The following is a 17450-nucleotide window of genomic DNA, read 5'->3' on the forward strand; positions in this document are numbered from 1 at the left end:
CCGCCCAACGCTGATCTGAGGTTCGACGATGACATTGCAGCGCCGCCTCCTGTTCCTCCTCTCCCTGGCTGCCATCCCCTGGGCCGTGCCGCCTTTGGCCCACGCCTGTCCCCCGATGCAGGAGGCAGAGGCCGCCCGCCGGGCCGGTGATGTGGAGGCGCTGAAGCGCGGTCACATGGCCGCCATGGCCACGGTCCGCTGCACGCCTGAGGATATTGTGGAGATCAGCCGCATGGTTGCCGTCTCCTCGCTGGAGGTTTCCCGCAGCCTTCCGCCCGCCCAGGCGGTGACGATGCTGGAGGAAGGCGCCCGCCGCAACCGGCAGGTCTGGCAGCTTTATGGACGGCTGGGCGAACTGTACAGCGACATGAACCGCAATGCCGAGGCGGCCCGCGCCTTTGAAACGGCGTTGACCATCATCGGGGACGAGGACAGCACGCCTGCCGCTCCTGCCGATAGCGTGATCAATGACCTGATCGAACGCGCCAAGGAGAGCCGGCAACTGGCCGAAGGCTATCTCACGCCGGTCAAGGATCGCGCCGGAGAACCCGGCGGCCTGTGGGCCGACAATGTGCGGGGTGTGGTCGTGGGGGATGTCGCGGTACCCATCCGTTTCGAATATGACTCCGCCCAGATGACCCCGGACGGTCTGCGCGCTGCCCAGGACATGGCCGAAATCCTGAAGGCCCAGGGAAAGACGGCCGTGGTGCTGAGCGGCCACACCGACAGCGATGGCGAGGATGCCTATAATTGCAAGCTGTCGCGTGACCGGCTTGAAGAGGCCCGCAAGCGTCTGAAGGAATATGGCTTCACGGGCGAGGTGCGCATCGTGGCCAAGGGCGAGCGCCAGCCGGCGGTGATCCGTAACAGCCAGCGCTACACACCAGACCAGATCAAGGCCCAGAACCGCCGCGTCGAATATCTGCGCAACACCGGCAACGAAGCGAAGGTGATGGCCAATGCGTGTTCATGATACCCTTCGCCGCGCACTGCCCATTGCGCTGCTGACGCTTGGCCTGGCACCGGCGGGTCCTGCCTGGGCGGCCGATATCCACGCGCTTGTCGTGGGTATCGACAAATATGCGCAGGGCCGCAACCTGGAAGGTGCGGTCAACGATGCAGACGCCATCGCCAACGCCATGCGGGGCCTTGGCGCCAAGGTGACCCTTCTGCGTAATGGTGAGGCCAGCCGCGACGCCATCCTTGGCGGCTGGAACCACATCATCGAAACGGCGCAGCCCGGCGACACGCTGGTTTTCACCTATGCCGGGCATGGACAACAGCAGCCTGAGCGTGTGAAAGGGTCGGAGAAAAAGGGCAAGGACCAGTTGCTGCAACTGGGTGGCTATATCGACAAGGAAGGCAATCCCGGCCAGCGCGAGCGTATCCTGGATGATGAGATCTACGATCTGATCCTGAAGGCCAGCACCCGCAAGCTGCGTGTTATCCTGGTCATCGATAGTTGCCATAGCGGCAACATGTACCGCAGCCTCAGCCCGGAGGCCGGGGTGAATTTCCGCTATGGCGGCGAGGGGCAGCCCAGTGCCAATGATCCCTGGAACGGCAAGACCCTGCCGCCGGAGGGGCCGCTGCCGGAGAATGTCTTTTTCTACTCGGCCAGCCAGCCGGATGAGAAGGTTCCCGAGATCCCGCATAATGGCAAGCAGCACGGCGCCTTGTCCGTTGCCTTTGTGGAGGCATTGACGGGCGGTGCCGCCAAGAAAGGCGACAGCCCCTTCATCACGCATGAGGAACTGACCCTTTACCTGCGCACCCGTGTTTCGAATTTCGGCGCGCAGATCCAGAATCCCGATGTCGAGCCCAGGTCGCAATATGACAGCCCCGTCCTGCCCGTCGTTACCCGGGCGGCGGGGACCGTGCCGCAGCCCGACCAGCGGCCCGAGGTCACGCTGCGTGTCACAGGTGTGGCGGCGGAGAAGCTTCGCCCCGTTCTGGCCGGCACGCCGGGGCTCCGCATCGCTGGCGAGGGCCGGGCCGACCTTATCTGGGATGCCGCGCGCCGGGAGGCCGTGGATGGACGAGGCCATGTCGCGGCCACCAATATCGGCGAAGCGGGACTGCCAGGACTGATTCAGAAACATCAGGCGCTGACCTGGCTGAACCAGCAACCGGTGACGCCACCCCTCGACTTTCAAATCACCCCTGCCAGGGGCGAATATCATCGGGGCGACGAGGTCCGTTTCAGCATCGGCGGCGTCGACGGCTTGTCGCTGGTCGTGTTCAACCTTGCGGGTGACGGAACGGTGCAGCCGGTCTGGCATGGCTCCGTGCCGGGTGGCACCGGCCCCCAGGGCCGGTTCGATCTGGGGCCGTCCCCCGTGACCCCGCCCTTTGGCGCGGACAATGTCATCATCGTGGCCGGGCGCGGCGATCCCGGCCCCCTGATGACGCGCTTGGCGGAATTGGATGGCAAGGCGGAGCCCTGGGCGGCGCTGAGGGCGGCGACGGCCTGGCTGAAAACGGTGAAGGACGGACGGATCGGTCAGCAGGTCATCGTGTCACGGGAAGGGAAGGCGCCATGAAAGCACTCCGCATTGTCCCACTCCTGGCTCTTGCGGCGCTTCCGATGGTGGTACCGCCGGCTGTCGCGGTCGAACCGTCCGCCACGGGGGGGCGGGCTCTGATCATCGGTATCGACGATTATGCCAATCCCCGGCTGAAGCTGCAGGGCTCGCGTCAGGATGCAGAGCATATGCAGCGCTTCGCCGTGGAGAAGCTGGGCATGAAGCCCGATCATGTCCGCGTGCTGTTGAATGATCAGGCCACGGCCAAGAGTATCCTGAACAGTATCGACCAGTTCCTGATCGCGCCGTCGCGACCGGGAGAGCGGCTGCTGCTCTATTTTTCCGGTCACGGACATCATGTCGCCGACCAGGATGGCGATGAGAAGTCGGGGCCCAATGGTGATCCCAATGACGCGCGTGACGAGATTCTGGTCACTTACGACACAGAGGTCAGTGGCAGAGAAGCTGTCGGCTCCTTCATCCGTGACGACGACCTGCGTCTGCGGATAATGGGGGCGTCCGACCGGCAGTTCATCGTCATCGTCGATAGTTGTCATTCCGGGACCATGACCCGTTCATTGGATGATGGAGACGGGGCTGCCGTGCGCTCCCCCTTCATCACGGCCGAGGCCAGTACCCGTTCGGCCATTCCCGATCCGGTCAGTCGCGATATCTATCAGGAGGTGCGCAAGGACCGTGAAGGCATGGGCGACGGCGCCACCAATGTCATTACCTGGACGGCGGTATCGGCGACGCAACTGGCCCATGTCGACCAGTCGACACAGCCCCCGTCGGGCGGTGTCTTTACCAACGCCTTCTTGCGGGGAATTGAGAAGCTGTCGGCGGACAAAAGCCGCAATGGCAAGGTCAGCCATGCCGAGCTTCTGGCCTATGTGCGCCAGCAGTCGGAGGAATATTGCCTTAAATATTCCTGCCGCAACGCTCTTACCCCCACGTTGGAGGGGCCGCCCGACATCATGGCCCGCGATGTCATCACCCTGGCGCGGGACAACAACCCGGTCCAGGCCACGCTGGACCAGATGGCCCCGTCCATCGCCGCGAAGGTGGAGGTGGGGATCGGTCTGGCCGACGGAGATAATTGCAAGGATGCGGCATTGCGGGTGGGGGACGAACTGCTCGTCTGTGCCAGAAGCCCGGTCAAGGGGCATCTCCTGCTGCTGGACCTGCGCGACGATGGCGACACTGTCATCCTGTTCCCCAACGTCCGCAGCCGTGATCAGAATATCGACGACCGCATCGACAAGGCCCAGGCCCTTGTCGTGCCCGACCTTTACGACAAGTTCATCCTGACTGCCGATCAGGCCGGGTCCGGTTCCATCCTGGCCCTGGTCACCAGCGACCGGGTGCCGCTGGACGAACTGGAAGCCCATATCCGGCGCACGAAGAGTGAGCAGGGGGTGGTGGCGGAGGTTGCCGACCGTGATGCCTTCCTGGGCGCCACCATCACCCGTCTGATGCAGCCCTGGACGGGAAACGAGACAGGAAACCGTGCCGTCCAATGGGCCGCCGGGCACAAGCGATACACCATCCAGCCCTGACCCGGAGAAGATCATGCGATCCCTGCTGACGATCTTTGGCCTCGCCGGCCTGCTGCTGCTTCCGCCCCCGGCGGGCGCGGCGGATAGCCCGACGGCCGGCCTTGTGCTGAATGCCAATCGCACGGGGTTGGCGCTTCTGGACCGGGAGATGGAGCGGGGAACCGGCAATGCCGCTGTTTCTCCCGCCAACCTGTCGCGGGCCCTGGCCATCCTTTCCATGGCTGGCAAGGGGCCGGGGCCGGATGCACTGCGTGCCCGACTTCTGGGCCCAGATGCGCGGCCCGCCGCGTTGCCGGTCGCCCTGGCGGCGCTGGACAAGGCGCTGGCCCGCCCGCCCGCAGCAGACGGCGCGGCCCCGCCGCTGCTTCAGACCGCCGCTCTCTGGCACGCGCCGGATGCCGTGCCCGTGGCCCGTCCGCCCAAGGACCTCGCGGCCCTGATCGATGGCGGGCCAAGACCGCTGAAAGGGGTGGAGGATATCAATGGCTGGGTGAGGCAGGCTACGGCCGGCCGTATCCCCACCCTGCTGGACCGGCTGGCGGAGGATACGCCCATGGTTCTGGCAACGGCGCTGTTGTTCAAGGATGACTGGTCGTTCCCCTTCGAGACGTCGCAGACCCGACCCGCCCCCTTCACCAACGCCACCGGACTGGCGGCAGAGGTGGAGATGATGCAGCGGGAGGACAGGATGCTGGCCGTCCGCGATGGCAGCGATGGTACAATCGGGGTCTCCCTTGGGTACCGCAACGGGTACAACCTGCTGCTGCTGCTGCCGCCAGCCGGTACGCCGGTAGCAGCCCTCCTGACGCCAGAGGGGACACTGGCCGACCCCGCCTTCATGGACGGGAGCACCTATGGCCGGATGTCGGCCCTGCTGGTATTGCCGCGGGTGCAACTGACGCAGCGGCTGGAACTGACCGGCCCTGACGCTGCCATGCCGGACCTGATCGCGGGGCCGCTGGATCTGTCGCGGCTGCTCAAGGGTGGTCCCTGGCCGCCGGGCCGCGCTGTGCATGCCGTCTCCCTTTCCTGGGATGAAAAAGGAACCGAACTGGCCGCCGCAACCGCCATCGCCGCCAGCCGCGGCATGTCGGAGGATGTGCGCGAAATCCGCTTCGACCGGCCTTTCCTGTTCCTCTTGCGCGACGGCGCCACGGGCCTGATCCTGGCGGCGGGGCGGGTGGACAGTCCGAAATCGTGAGGATCAAGACATAAAACCAGAAAACCGGTTGGATGGGGACGGGTGATGGGTCTGGTGGTGAGAATTCTATGCGTTCTGGCGCTGCTGCTGCCGGTGGGGACGGGCTGGGCACAGTCAGTGCCGCAGCGCCTGGCGCTCGTGGTCGGCAATAGCGACTATTCCGTCAGTCCTGATCTCGTCAACCCCCGCAACGACGCGCAGGACATGGCCAAAACCCTCTCCGACCTGGGTTTCACCCTAGTGGGAGGGGGCGCGTTGCGTGATGCGGGACGGGCGGAGATGCTGCGCGCGATCCGTGAGCTGGGCGGCATGGTGCGCAAGGGGGACACGGTGGTCTTCTATTTTGCGGGCCATGGGGTGCAGTTCGACGGCCAGAACTACATGCTGCCGGCCGATGATCAGGATATCCGTGAACGGGAAGATCTGCCTGAGAATGCGCCGTCCCTGGCGACGCTGCAGCGCAGCCTGGAGGGAAGGGGGGCCGGCCTGACCCTGTTGCTGCTGGATGCCTGCCGCGACAACCCGCTGCCCGCGCGCAGCCGTGCCGCCAGCCGCGGCCTGGCGCCGGTGGATCAGGGGCGGCTGGGCGAAGGAACCGTCGTCGCCTTTGCCACCGCCCCGGGATCAACCGCGTCGGATGGCAAGGGGCATAACGGCGTGTTCACCCAGGCCCTGCTGACGGCCCTGCGCAAGGATGCGGCCCGGCGTGTGGATGATATCCTGTACGAAGTGACAGACCTTGTGCAGAAGCAGGGGGTAGCGCAGAAGCCCTGGTTCAATGTCAATCTGGCGAGACCCGCCTTCCTGCTGCCGCCCCGCGCGGGAGAGGGAGGGCAGTCGGAGGCGGCCCTGTGGGAGAGCGTGAAGAACAGCCGCGATGCAGCCGCGCTCGAACGGTATCTCGGGCGCTTCCCCGATGGGCTATATGCGCGTGCAGTCCGCTACCGTATGGCCGCCTTGGGTTCAGCGGTCCCCGTGCCGCTGCCGACGGGAGTGCTTGTACTGGAGGCGCCGCCGAAGCAGCTTTCAAAACAAGAGATATCGACCGGTACCCTTGATGAGATCATCGTCACGGGGAGAAACCGTGTTGTCGACGGAGAGGATTGGTCGGAACCACAGGAGGTGCCGCACCTGTTCACCGAATGCTATGAATGCCCGGTGATGGTCCGGTTGTGGACGGGTGATTATCTGCGGGGCACGGATAGCGACGATCCGGCCCGGGCCATGGAGCGGCCACAACGCAAGGTCACAATCCAGAGACCCTTCGCCGTCAGTGCAACGGAGGTAACACGCCAGGAGTGGGATGATTGTGTCACTGACGGAGGTTGCAGAGGTTTTGTGCAGCGCGATCCCGAGGGGGAGGATGTTCCTACCGCTAATCTGCCGATTGTGCGGGTGTCCTGGAACGACGCCCAGGCCTATGTCCGCTGGCTCAACAGCAAGGTGACCAGCAGGATCAAGAATCCCTATCGCCTGCTGACGGAGGCGGAGTGGGAATATGCGGCACGGGCGGACTCGCAGACTGATTATAGTAGTGGCGACTTCTTGCAACCAAAACATGCAAATTTTAATTATCTGACGGTGGGATTGACGCTTCCGGCGGGGTACGCGCCGCAACCGGTGCCCGTGGGGGAGTTCAAGGCCAACGATTTCGATCTTTACGATATGCATGGCAATGTCGCGGAATGGGTGGCTGACTGCGCCACCAGCTATGCCAACGTGCCGGATGACGGCACGAAGGCCCCTGAGAAGGCGGGGTGCCCGCGTGTCATCCGGGGCGGCTCCTATCTCGACGTCCCCACTGAACTCCGCTCCTCCAGTCGCAGGAGTGCCGAAGCCAATTTACGCAACGACGATGTTGGCTTCCGCGTCGCCCGTACCCTGCCGGATAAGTGATCCATCCTTTCCTGGAGTCCGTGATGCCCATCCGCCATGTCGGTTTCCTGCTCTTGGTGCTGCTCTTTGGCGCTATCCCGGCGGCATTGGGCAATATAAGGCAGGAATCTGAGGCGGGGCGGAAAGTGGCGCTGGTCATCGGCAACGGTGCCTACAAGGGGGCGCCCGTGCTGCAAAATCCTCTGAATGATGCGGCGGCGATGCGCAGGGCGCTGGGCGGGATGGGTTTCAGCGTCATCGGTGGCGACGATCTGGACGTGGCCGCAATGGACGGGTTGCTGGACCGGTTTGCCGGCATGGCGGCGGGGGCGGAACAGGCGGTCATCTATTTCTCGGGCCACGGGTTGCAGGTGGATGGGGTTAATTACCTGTTGCCTGTTGATATCTCCTTGTCCACGAAGCGTGACCTGCACCGCCGGGCCATCCTGGCCGATGCGATGGTGGAGGCCATGGCCGGGGCGACCGGGTTACGGTTGCTTATCCTGGATGCCTGCCGCGACAATCCTTTTGCGCGGGCTCTTGAGGCAACGAGTGGGACGAAGTCGGTTGCGGTGGGCAAGGGCCTGGGTCAGATCGCGGGCCTGGACGGAGTTGGCAATACCCTGGTCGCCTATGCCACTCGCGCCGGTGACGTTGCCCTGGATGGAACAGGCAATCTCAGCCCCTACGTCAAGGCCCTGACCACGCATCTGGTGACACCGGGTCTGGAACTGAACCTGCTGTTCGGCCGCGTGCGCGATGATGTGGTGAGGGCGACCGGTGGCCGGCAGATTCCCTTCACCTATGGTTCCACCGGCGGGCAGGCCATCTATCTTGCCGGGCTGCCCCTGCCGGTGGAGGCGCCGGTGCTTGATCGCCCCACCGTGGCGGATGACAAGTGGACGGTGCAGCCCGGTGGTCAGCACAGGCTGAGCGTGCTGGACAATGACAAGGCGGCGGCCGGTGGGGCGCTGCGGATCGTCGCCGTCACCCAGCCGAAGGCCGGCGAGGTGCGGGTTGCCCCCGACGGGCGCAGTCTGCTGGCCGAGGTGCCGGCAAATATCGAGGGGGAGTTGCGCTTCACCTACCGCGTGGAGGATCAGGGCGGTGGCCGGGCGGAAGGGCAGGTGGTCCTTGCCTTGTCGAAGCCGCCTGTGCAGGTAGACGTCCTGTCGAAGCCGCCTGTGCAGATGGACGAGAATACCCTATCCGTACCGCTCGGCCTGATAGTGGCGGATCTGACGGAGCGGCGTCGTCGGGAGTTTAATATAAAGCCGAGTGTCAAGGGCGTGGTCGTTATAAGAAACCTTAAGAATCCTGGCTCAAGTGGGGTGTGGGGTCTGCGTCCTGGCAATGTAATTGAGCGTTTGGACGGTCGACCGGTCGATGGAAAGCATGAGTTTAATGAAATGCTATTGCAATCCATAATCGATAGAAAGAATGGTGTGTCTTTATCTGTGAATATAGATGGATATCTCATGTTTGATTATTTTTGGTTTAGGTAGAATAAATATATTGTATTTTGTAATTTTATCTAAATTTTGTTATTTATTTGGCCATGTTGAAGCATATTGGCAATACGACGGCAGTGGTTACCCGGTTGAGAGAATGGCTCGATCACCAGCATCATCCCCTTCCATCTACCCCTGCCGTTTCAGCACCAGCCGGCACCTCAGGTTGTCGGGCAGGCGGGTCAGGGGGAGGGCGTCCTGGCGGGTGTCGTCGCCGAAGGCCTTGACGGTGCTGGCCGGTGGGACGGCGCCGGGTGACCGTTCGGGCAGGGAGGCCACTTCCACCGGGATGGCGGGCAGGGACAGCAGGTGCAGCGTTACGGCCTCATTGCCGGCCGGTGCGGCATGCCAGTCAGCCGCCGGCAGGCGGGCGGTGGCGCCGCCGGCAGGCCCGTTGCCCAGCAGGACGACGCCCGTCAGTCCCTGGGGTGGCCGGGCCGACAGACGGTAGAGGCTGCTGGCACCCAGGCTGACGGTGCCATCCACCGACAGGGGCTGGTGGATCACGGTTTCCGTCCCGTCAATCGTGGCTGGCAGGGCGGTATCCTTGATGGTCAGCACCCAGGGGCAGGCGGGGGCTGTTGGTGCGTCGGCCGGTGCCGTGCGCAGTTCCAGCCGGTCGATACCGGCGGCGCTTCCCGCTACCCGTACCGGCCAGGGCGCCGGCCGGCCCAGCAGCAGGGCCAGGGTCGCCGCCCTTTTCTCCGCCAGCGCCAGATCGGTACCGGGGGGGACCAGCCAGCGGAAGCCCGCCCGGTCATCCTGGCCATAGCGGCGCACCAGTTCCAGAAGCCGTATCCAGCCGGCCTGGTTCGGCCCCAGTTCCAGTTCCGCCGATCCGGCGGCGAAACCCATGACCAGGGGCGGCGCGGCGGTGGCAGCAGGCGCCAGGGCCAGGGTCAGGAAGGCGGCAAGAACGGGAAGGGGACGCATCCTCTGGTCACTCCGGGCATTGGGGATCATCGCGATCCAGCAGGGTGATGAAATGGGTGACATGGCCGGGCGCCATGTCCGCCAGACGGTTGACCGCCAGGCGCAGCCGCTCCCCCTCTGTTCCTGCCTTCTTCATGGCTTCGGCCGCCGCTTCATACAGCCCATCAGGCGCCGGTGGCGGTCCGTTCCAGGCCAGAACCATGACGGCTCCGGGTTGCGCCGGCGGCAACAAGGGAACGTCATGGGTGATGCGGGTCCGGGGGCCGCCCGCGCCGGGCGTCACCTTGATCTCACCCGACCGGCTTAGCGTTACCAACATGTCATGGACAGATGCCGGCGCCCCGTCACGGCTGGCATCCAGCGACAGGCGCAGATACTCCCCCACACGATAGGCGGGCAGATTGTCCACAATGCATGCGGGCCGTTCCACGAAACCATCGCGTGCTGTATTCCGCCAAGCCATGCGCACTGGCACCTGATCGCGGGGATCGGCCGGTAACAGCGAAACGGGACGGGTCAGCCAATATTGTGCGTATCCGGCCAGGGCCAGCAGAAGAAGGACGGCGGCCCCCACCCGCCGGGCGCGGACCAGACGCGGCGGCTCCACAATATGGGTGATGCCCAGGATGCCGGCCGCCTCGCGCAGTGTATCCACGATATGGACCCGGGCGCCCAGGTCTGTCAGCCGGGCGATCAGGTCGGCATGGGTCGCCGCCACATCCCGCAAGGCCGGGGGCTGGCCCTCGGGGCCTTTCACCGGCTCCTGCCGGGGAAGGAACAGGTGCCAGGGCCTGTCTGGGGTGGGCGGCTGTGCCCGGACGGCCTCTTCCAGCAGCCGCAGCTTGCGGTTAATCAGGCCCACCGGGACAACCCGGGCATCATTTATCAGGGCCGGATCGACGGCCAGATTGCCCGTGGCCGCCACATTGGGCAGCTTTTGTCCCGCCATGAAGGCCAGGGCCGTCAGGGCGATGCCCAGCGTGGCACTTTCACTGTTCTGCTGCGACAGAAGTTGGACATTGGCGGCATTTTCCACCCAGAGCGCGAAATGCGCCATTTCGCGCTGGACCCAGCCTGGCCAGGGCAAGCGGGTGGTGAAGTGGCAGGCCGCAAGGACCTTCAGCGCATCCAGGCCCCGCTGGCTCAGCTTGGCATCCTTCAGCGCATAGACACGGAAATCCATATCGGCGGCCCTGGCCTCCGCGTACCGGATATTGCCGCTGTCCGCGACCAGCCGGGCGATAACGCCCAGCGGTTTCGGCTCCGCCGCCCCGGTGGCCGGCAACGGGATCAGCAGGCCGACAGGGTCACGTTTCATCGCCGGCATCCGCGCCGCTTGTCATATGGAATTCCAGGGCATCGACGCGCAGGTCGGCCAGACCGGTGCGCACGTCCGTCGTGTCGGCCAGAGTAATTACCGCCTGTCCCTCGTCATCGAAACTTGTCTGGGTATCGATGGCGGCATTGCCGCTGACGATACGCACCCAACGCCGGCTCAGCCGCTCCATGGCATAGGAACCGCGGGTCTGAAGGGTGACCGTCAGCCGGCCCTGTTTGGCCGCGACCAGCATGGCCAGATTGTCAGTGGGATCGATGATCAGTTCGCCAATGGGAACCGTCGGCTCGGCGACCGGGCTGGCCGCCAACTGCCGCAAGTCAAAGCTTTCCACGGTGTCCACCGTGCCCAGCGGGTCGAAAAAGCCTTCATCACGCAGGCGGGCATCCCAGTAATGGATCTCCAGCGTCCTGCTGAACCGTTCCCAGATGCCGGGCTCCGTGCCAGGCTTGCCGGTGCTGTTGTCTGTGGTCATGGGTCAATCCTCTCCGTCAGTGGACGGGGCCGCCGTATTGGCGGGCAATTGCCGGAACTTCACGATCAGGCGGTGCAGCCACTGGTCCAGGCCGATGGCGCCGTCCGCTTCGATGCGGGACGATAATCCCTTGATCTTGCTTGTGTAGTCCTTCTGGGGCGTGCCGTTCAGGATGAAGAGCAAAGCTTTGTGCTCGACCTTGTCGATCCGTCCCTCGTCGCGCGCCTTCTGCGCCTGTTCGATCATCTTTTCCAGGCTGAGCGTGCCGCCTCCGGCTTCGCCCCGTTGCCGTCCCGTCTCTTCGGTTTCCGGGTTGTGGCCATCTTCCCCCTCCTCATCGTCATCAGCATACCGATCGTTCGCGGGGCCGGACCTGTCCAGCCAGTCCGGCGCGTCGCCGGCTGCATCCGCCTGTTCCTCTGTCGGGATGGTCGCGGCCAGCACGTCATAGGATACGGTGCGATCCGGGCGCAGATGCCCGATGGACAGCTTGCCCAGTTCTCCATGCAGGAACGCTTCCAGGCTTTTGTAACCCGGTACCGGGTTGCCGTCCGTCTTTGGATCTTTCGCCAGATCGTCCCAGACCTGCTGCCAGATGGTCAGGGAATCCTTTGGCTCGCCATGTCGCGTTGCCTTATCGAAGGCGATCCGGCGCAGGTTGTTGGCAGCCCGCAACTGTGACAGGGAGGCAAGCCAGCCTTCGGGCGGCTCGATTTCCGGTGGATCGACGCGGCGGCTGCCGATCCGGTGGAAATAGGCGGCGGGATCGACGCCCAACCGCACCAATTCCCGAAATGTACGGTCCAAATTCTGCATCGCATCGCCGGCAACATCGATGAAGGCGGTCTTTCCGTTGGAAGACCAGGGCAGCAAGGCCGTCGGTCCGCAACTTATGACATCCCAGAGCCCAATCCAGTCGGTGATGGGCGCGCTCATTTTTCTCACGTTCAGGCCGAACGGTTCCGCCATGGGATGGGACGAACGTGGAAGTAGGCCGAACGCTTCCCCGATCCGCCGCAACTCCGGGTCCAAAGCCCGCGCGCCGCCATGATGGGGGGTCACCACCGCCTCGTCCCAGTGTGCCCTGTCTACCCGCTGGCAAAGCAGTTCCAGGGCCTTGTGCCCTGTGCTGGGGTGGCGCCCCCGCGTCAGCCGGATGGGCGTGTGCAGGACCATACGCAGATAGAGGTCGGCCCGGTCAGCGCGCGTGTCGAAATCAGCGCCATCGGGTAGCCGCAACAGGCGGCGGCCCTTGCCGCAAAGATAGTCCATCAGACTTTTCTGGATACGCCAGGGATGCACCACGCCTGCCCCCCCACCTGAGGGGGAACTTAGCAGGTGGGCCAGGAGGTGGGCCAGACGTTGATGCGGACTGAGCTTCGGCGCGTTTGGTTCGCGGGTCATTCAATTCTCCCCCATGTCGCTGGTGCAACGCAGGATGTGGACAAGGCCTGCTCCCCGCAACCGGAAAATGACCTGACTGTGCTGCCTCCGACCATCCCGATATTTGAGAAGAAGCCAGATGAAGGGGGGATCATGCGTACATTCTCATCGACCGGGTCAGGGATGGCCTTTCTCATGGCGCTGGTCATTCTGGCCGTCACGACCTTGCTGGCGGGGGAGATGGCGGATCGTGCCACGCTTGGCTATCGGGTGACGGAGGTGCATCTGTCCTTGCCCCCTCCCGGCGAAGGGTTGGACCTGTCACCGGCACACCTTGGACTCTATCCGGATGACAGCCCGGTTCTGCGTCTGATCCGCGATAGACCCGATGCGGTACCGCGCGTGCTTCCCCTTCGTCCGGGGCTGGACTTGAAAGTCGACCGCGGAGAGGATTTCCAGTCGCTTTACCGCTACCGGCTTTTTCCAGGTGATGGCCTGACGGGTGCCGGTTTTTCGCTGGCTGTCGCGATGGAGGGGAAAAGCACCTTTCTGGTGGATCGGGTCGGCGGCGGTCGTATCGACCTGGACCCGGCCCGCATACCGGTGCCCGATGGCCCGCTGAAGGTGGATGATTGCAACCCGAAGGCCGGGGGCGCGGAAAGGCTATGGATCGGGCTGAAGGATATGTTTCGTAAGCTGTTTGGCCAGCATGGCTGGACATTGGCGATCGGTGGCAATGTCGCCTGTCCCGGACGCTGGCCCCTCTCGGACGTTGCTCTGGGCTCTCTGCGTCTCGACGTAACGGATGACGGGGAGGTGTGGATTGATGCTGGCCGCTTCCCGGGCTTGGTGCGTCACCAGCGCCCGCTTCCTGTGGAACTTCCGGCTGTGAAGAGGTTGATGGTGGGGCCGACCCTTTTCGAGATGGAGATGAACGGGGGAGATCTGATCCTGCACGCACGTACCGGCCGGCCGCTCCTGTCCGACCCTTTGGCGGGTGACGGGTTGCGGTTCGAAGGACCGGGAACCCTGCTGGAACGGCCGGGAACCTTGGCCGCGCTGATCGCACTGGCCAATGATCCGCTGCAACCGCTGCTCGCTGGTTTGCTGTTTCTGGTCATCACGGGGGGACTGTATCTGGCCTGGCGGGCCGAATTGCCGGTGCTGTGGCACCACGGGGCGGCGCTGTGGCTGTTGTGCCTGGGCGCGCAGGCGGTCTACGGCGTGGTGCGCTCGGGTACGGATGATCCGCTGTTCTGGATGGGGGTGGCGGGAATGGCAGCGGCCTTCGCCACTCTGTGTCTGGCGATCGGCGGCTGGCTGCGCGGGGCCGGGGGGCTCGTCTGGTGTCTGTTGCTGTTCATGGCTGCCGTCGGGCTGCTGGCGCAGGGGCAGATGGTGGCCGGCGGTCGGGCCGAGGGGGCGGTGGGCATCCTGGTCCGACATACGGCCTTGGGTGTGGCCGGCAGCGCCCTGGCCTTCTGCCTGCTGTCCCTGGTGCCGTTCGCCCCGCAGATGCGAGTTCTGGAGGGCTTCACCCTGGACATGGTCGCCTATGATTGGAAACGGGCGCCGTTGGTGTGGCTGATCTTCGTCGTGGGGGTAGCGGCATTGATCCTGGTCGCCCTCGGGTCGGAACGGGGCGTCGCCTCCATTCAGCCGGCGGAATTCGTGAAGATGGCCGTCGCTGTCATCACGGCCGCCCTGGCCGCCGCGCTTGGCCGCCTTCTGCGTGAGGGGGGGAGGGAGATGTCGCGCCTGCGGCTGGCATCGTGGTGCGTGACCTGGATACTTCTGTTCATTGGGCTGGCTTGTGCGTTCCTGGCAGTGAGCGACATGTCGCCGCTTCTGACCCTGGGCTTCATCCTGCTGGGTGGCTGGGCCGGGCTGCTGCTGCATGCGCTGGCTGCGCACCGTGAAAGCCGGAATTTCGGTCCGCTGGGCTGGGTGCTGCTGCTGCCGGGTGTGGTTCTGGCGGCAGCCCTCTCCTTCGGCCTGTTCAGTAATCCGCAGCCCCTGCTTGAAATGCTGGGTGAGGTCGGGGGTGGGCGGTTCGACACCTGGTTCGACCCTTACTATAACCAGATTGGGGGGGCCCAGCTTCTGGATGCCTGGAACGCCATACGTACCGCACCGTTGCTGCCGGACCCCGGGGAGTGGTTCGGACCCAACGGAGTGGAGCGCCGGATCGCCGCCGTGCATCATGATTTTGTCGGCGCCTTCGTCATCGCCCGTTTCGGCATCTTATTGGCGGCAGCGCTTGCGGCGGCGCAGGCGGCGATAGTGGTCGTCCTGATGCTGGCGGGATTGCAGCTTGTCTGGGCGCCGCCGGCCCACGGCACCGCGCCTGATGGGGGCCTGCTGTTGGGGCACCTCTGTTTGGGCATGGCCACCGCGCTTGGCATGCAATGGCTGGTCGGTTGGGCCAATCCGCTGGGGCTGCTGCCCGTCATGGGACAGCCCATGTCCTGGATCGCCTATGCCAATTTTCACACCCTGTGCTTCGGTGTTCCGGCCCTCTGGGTGGGGCTTATGGCGCAGCGTGCGGCAAGGGAAGCGTAGGAAGGAAGACCGCCAGTGTGAAGATTGGACCCGGCCTAGGTAACGATCCCGCGCAGGATCAGGTCGCGGTGCATCGTCACCAGTTGTTCGGCCGACTTCCGGCCCGATGGCTGGTACCAGGAACAGATGCCTGTCAGCATGGACAGGATGGCATAGGCGGCGATGGTCGGGTCCTCGGCGCGCAGGGAACCATTCTCCGCCCCCCGGCGCAGGATGTCGATCAGCACCCCTTCATACCGTTTGCGCAGGGCCACGATGGCGGCGTGATTACCCGCCTCCAGGCTGCGCAACTCCGAATTGGCGATGAACACCTGTTCCCGCCGGGTGATATGATAGCCCACATGGAAGGCGATGAAGGCTTCCAATTGCGCAAGCGGCGTGGCCCCTGCCGGCACCGCCTGTTGCACCTCCGCCAGCAGGGTGGTCATATGGTCATGGACCAGATCGAACAGGATGTCCTGCTTGTTGCGGACATGATTATAGAGCGACCCCGGCTGAATGCCGACCGCGTCGGCCAGTTGGCGCAGCGTGATGGCCTCGTACCCTTTACGATAGATCAGGGTCAGCGCCGCCTTGCGGATCGCCTCCATGGTTTTCGGCCCATGGCTGCCGGCGGTACGGGCCATCAACGGCCTCTCTTCATTGACAGAATCATCCTCGCCGCAAACTGCGGCGGGCGAGGGGGCGCCGTCAACAGGAATCCACGCATGCATCGCGGCGCAGGACCCGCAGGATTCCTTGTTGAAACGGCCAATAAAAAAACGTATGACCGTTTCTATAACGGGCCCGCATCCGGGCTGACAATCAACAGAGGACGCCCCGCTCATGCTGCGTAACAGCCTTCCCATGTTCGATTTCGGTCTTGGTGAGACGGTGGACGCCCTGCGTGATGCCGTCGCTGCCTTTTCGGCGGACGAGATCGCGCCCCGCGCGGCGGAGATCGACCGTACGGACCAGTTCCCCATGGACCTGTGGAAGAAGATGGGCGACCTGGGCGTGCTGGGCGTGACGGCGGAGGAGGAATATGGTGGCGCCGGCATGGGCTATATCGAGCATATGGTGGCGATGGAGGAAATCTCCCGCGCGTCGGCTTCCGTCGGTCTGTCCTACGGCGCCCATTCCAACCTCTGCGTCAACCAGATCCGCCTTAACGGCAATGCCGACCAGAAGGGCCGTTATCTGCCCAAGCTGATCAGCGGTGATTTTGTGGGAGCGCTGGCGATGAGCGAGCCGGGGGCCGGCTCCGACGTCGTCTCCATGCGCCTGCGCGCCGACAAGCGGGGCGACCGTTACGTCCTGAACGGCACCAAGATGTGGATCACCAACGGCCCCGACGCCGATGTTCTGGTCGTCTATGCCAAGACCGACCCCGATGCCGGCCCGCGCGGCATCACCGCTTTCCTGGTGGAAAAAGGCTTCAAGGGTTTCTCGGTGGCGCAGAAGCTGGACAAGCTGGGCATGCGCGGCAGCCACACGGGCGAGCTGGTGTTCGAGGATTGCGAAATCCCGGAAGAGAACGTGCTGGGCCAGTTGAATGGCGGGGTGCGCGTGCTGATGTCGGGCCTGGATTATGAACGCGCGGTTCTGGCCGCCGGCCCGCTGGGCATCATGCAGGCCTGCCTGGATGTGGTCGTGCCCTATATCCATGAACGCAAGCAGTTCGGCCAGTCGATCGGCGAGTTCCAGTTGATCCAGGGCAAGGTCGCCGACATGTATGTCGCGCTGAATTCCTGCCGCGCCTATGTCTATGCTGTAGGCCGCGCGGCCGACGCCAAGCGCATCACCCGCAAGGACGCCGCCGGCGCCATCCTGCTGGCCGCCGAGAAGGCTACGCAACTGGCGCTGGACGCCATCCAGATCCTGGGCGGCAACGGCTATATCAACGAATACCCGACGGGCCGCCTGCTGCGCGACGCCAAGCTGTACGAGATCGGCGCCGGCACCAGCGAAATCCGCCGCATGCTGATCGGGCGCGAACTGTTCAAGGAAACGGCGTAAGCGCCTTCCGCCCCTCTGATTGCCCTCACCCTCCCACCCGCTGACGCGGGCGGGCCCCTCCCTCTCCCGCTTGCGGGAGAGGGAGGGCCCCA

Annotated in this window: 13 protein-coding genes; 8 read left to right on the forward strand and 5 right to left on the reverse strand. The window is 64.5% G+C overall.

What is annotated here, in order from left to right; genetic code table 11:
* The first annotated feature begins 28 nt into the window (after window positions 1–28).
* Genes KBA48_RS08580 through KBA48_RS08605 form a run of 6 tightly spaced genes read left to right on the forward strand, consistent with a single transcriptional unit; the run spans window position 29 to window position 8665 of the window.
* A complete protein-coding gene (locus KBA48_RS08580; RefSeq protein ID WP_292905224.1) occupies window positions 29–973 on the forward strand; it encodes an OmpA family protein in 945 nt (314 codons plus the stop codon).
* The gene (locus tag KBA48_RS08585; RefSeq protein WP_292905225.1) at window positions 960–2543 is read left to right on the forward strand and encodes a caspase family protein; all 1584 of its coding nucleotides are present in this window, start codon (window positions 960–962) and stop codon (window positions 2541–2543) included. Before KBA48_RS08580 ends, KBA48_RS08585 begins: the two co-directional genes overlap by 14 nt.
* Window positions 2540–4084, forward strand: a complete 1545-nt coding sequence (locus KBA48_RS08590) for a caspase family protein (protein WP_292905226.1) — start codon at window positions 2540–2542, stop codon at window positions 4082–4084. Before KBA48_RS08585 ends, KBA48_RS08590 begins: the two co-directional genes overlap by 4 nt.
* Before the next feature lie 13 nt (window positions 4085–4097).
* Window positions 4098–5285, forward strand: coding sequence for a serpin family protein (locus KBA48_RS08595; protein ID WP_292905227.1), 1188 nt, complete (start codon window positions 4098–4100; stop codon window positions 5283–5285).
* A gap of 45 nt (window positions 5286–5330) precedes the next feature.
* Window positions 5331–7181 carry an SUMF1/EgtB/PvdO family nonheme iron enzyme gene (locus KBA48_RS08600; protein ID WP_292905228.1) on the forward strand — a complete coding sequence of 617 codons (1851 nt, stop codon included), beginning with the start codon at window positions 5331–5333 and terminating at the stop codon, window positions 7179–7181.
* A 23-nt stretch (window positions 7182–7204) separates the two neighbouring features.
* Window positions 7205–8665 (forward strand): caspase family protein, encoded by a 1461-nt coding sequence (locus KBA48_RS08605; RefSeq protein WP_292905229.1) that lies wholly within the window; start codon window positions 7205–7207, stop codon window positions 8663–8665.
* A 135-nt stretch (window positions 8666–8800) separates the two neighbouring features.
* On the opposite strand, the gene KBA48_RS08610 is transcribed toward KBA48_RS08605, so the two are convergent.
* Genes KBA48_RS08610 through KBA48_RS08625 form a run of 4 tightly spaced genes read right to left on the reverse strand, consistent with a single transcriptional unit; the run spans window position 8801 to window position 12819 of the window.
* Window positions 8801–9604, reverse strand: coding sequence for a hypothetical protein (locus tag KBA48_RS08610; protein WP_292905231.1), 804 nt, complete (start codon window positions 9602–9604; stop codon window positions 8801–8803).
* Between the two features lie 7 nt (window positions 9605–9611).
* On the reverse strand, window positions 9612–10922 hold the full coding sequence (locus KBA48_RS08615) for a hypothetical protein (protein WP_292905233.1): 1311 nt from the start codon (window positions 10920–10922) through the stop codon (window positions 9612–9614).
* Window positions 10912–11415: a hypothetical protein gene (locus tag KBA48_RS08620; protein WP_292905235.1), complete on the reverse strand. Its 504-nt coding sequence runs from the start codon at window positions 11413–11415 to the stop codon at window positions 10912–10914. Before KBA48_RS08620 ends, KBA48_RS08615 begins: the two co-directional genes overlap by 11 nt.
* A 3-nt stretch (window positions 11416–11418) precedes the next feature.
* Window positions 11419–12819, reverse strand: a complete 1401-nt coding sequence (locus tag KBA48_RS08625; protein WP_292905237.1) for a hypothetical protein — start codon at window positions 12817–12819, stop codon at window positions 11419–11421.
* Window positions 12820–12993: 174 nt separating this feature from the next.
* Between KBA48_RS08625 and KBA48_RS08630 the strand changes: the two genes are divergently transcribed.
* Entirely contained in the window at window positions 12994–15360 is a 2367-nt protein-coding gene (locus tag KBA48_RS08630) for an FtsW/RodA/SpoVE family cell cycle protein (RefSeq protein ID WP_292905239.1), read from the forward strand.
* Between the two features lie 35 nt (window positions 15361–15395).
* Here the strand turns inward: KBA48_RS08630 and KBA48_RS08635 are convergent, their stop codons facing one another.
* Entirely contained in the window at window positions 15396–15986 is a 591-nt protein-coding gene (locus tag KBA48_RS08635; RefSeq protein ID WP_292905241.1) for a TetR/AcrR family transcriptional regulator, read from the reverse strand.
* 199 nt (window positions 15987–16185) lie between these two features.
* Here KBA48_RS08635 and KBA48_RS08640 point away from each other — a divergent pair, with 199 nt between their 5' ends.
* Complete coding sequence (locus KBA48_RS08640) at window positions 16186–17358, forward strand: isovaleryl-CoA dehydrogenase (protein WP_292905243.1); 1173 nt, start codon at window positions 16186–16188, stop codon at window positions 17356–17358.
* The last annotated feature ends 92 nt before the right edge of the window (window positions 17359–17450 follow it).

This window comes from Niveispirillum sp. (assembly GCF_017996735.1).
GTDB lineage: Bacteria > Pseudomonadota > Alphaproteobacteria > Azospirillales > Azospirillaceae > Niveispirillum.

Excerpts from the sequence above, each read along its gene's own strand:
- KBA48_RS08580 (WP_292905224.1), top strand. The coding sequence starts at position 29 with ATGACATTGCAGCGCCGCCTCCTGTTCCTCCTCTCCCTGGCTGCCATC.
- KBA48_RS08585 (WP_292905225.1), top strand. The coding sequence starts at position 960 with ATGCGTGTTCATGATACCCTTCGCCGCGCACTGCCCATTGCGCTGCTG.
- KBA48_RS08590 (WP_292905226.1), top strand. The coding sequence starts at position 2,540 with ATGAAAGCACTCCGCATTGTCCCACTCCTGGCTCTTGCGGCGCTTCCG.
- KBA48_RS08595 (WP_292905227.1), top strand. The coding sequence starts at position 4,098 with ATGCGATCCCTGCTGACGATCTTTGGCCTCGCCGGCCTGCTGCTGCTT.
- KBA48_RS08600 (WP_292905228.1), top strand. The coding sequence starts at position 5,331 with ATGGGTCTGGTGGTGAGAATTCTATGCGTTCTGGCGCTGCTGCTGCCG.
- KBA48_RS08605 (WP_292905229.1), top strand. The coding sequence starts at position 7,205 with ATGCCCATCCGCCATGTCGGTTTCCTGCTCTTGGTGCTGCTCTTTGGC.
- KBA48_RS08610 (WP_292905231.1), bottom strand. The coding sequence starts at position 9,604 with ATGCGTCCCCTTCCCGTTCTTGCCGCCTTCCTGACCCTGGCCCTGGCG.
- KBA48_RS08615 (WP_292905233.1), bottom strand. The coding sequence starts at position 10,922 with ATGAAACGTGACCCTGTCGGCCTGCTGATCCCGTTGCCGGCCACCGGG.
- KBA48_RS08620 (WP_292905235.1), bottom strand. The coding sequence starts at position 11,415 with ATGACCACAGACAACAGCACCGGCAAGCCTGGCACGGAGCCCGGCATC.
- KBA48_RS08625 (WP_292905237.1), bottom strand. The coding sequence starts at position 12,819 with ATGACCCGCGAACCAAACGCGCCGAAGCTCAGTCCGCATCAACGTCTG.
- KBA48_RS08630 (WP_292905239.1), top strand. The coding sequence starts at position 12,994 with ATGGCGCTGGTCATTCTGGCCGTCACGACCTTGCTGGCGGGGGAGATG.
- KBA48_RS08635 (WP_292905241.1), bottom strand. The coding sequence starts at position 15,986 with ATGGCCCGTACCGCCGGCAGCCATGGGCCGAAAACCATGGAGGCGATC.
- KBA48_RS08640 (WP_292905243.1), top strand. The coding sequence starts at position 16,186 with ATGCTGCGTAACAGCCTTCCCATGTTCGATTTCGGTCTTGGTGAGACG.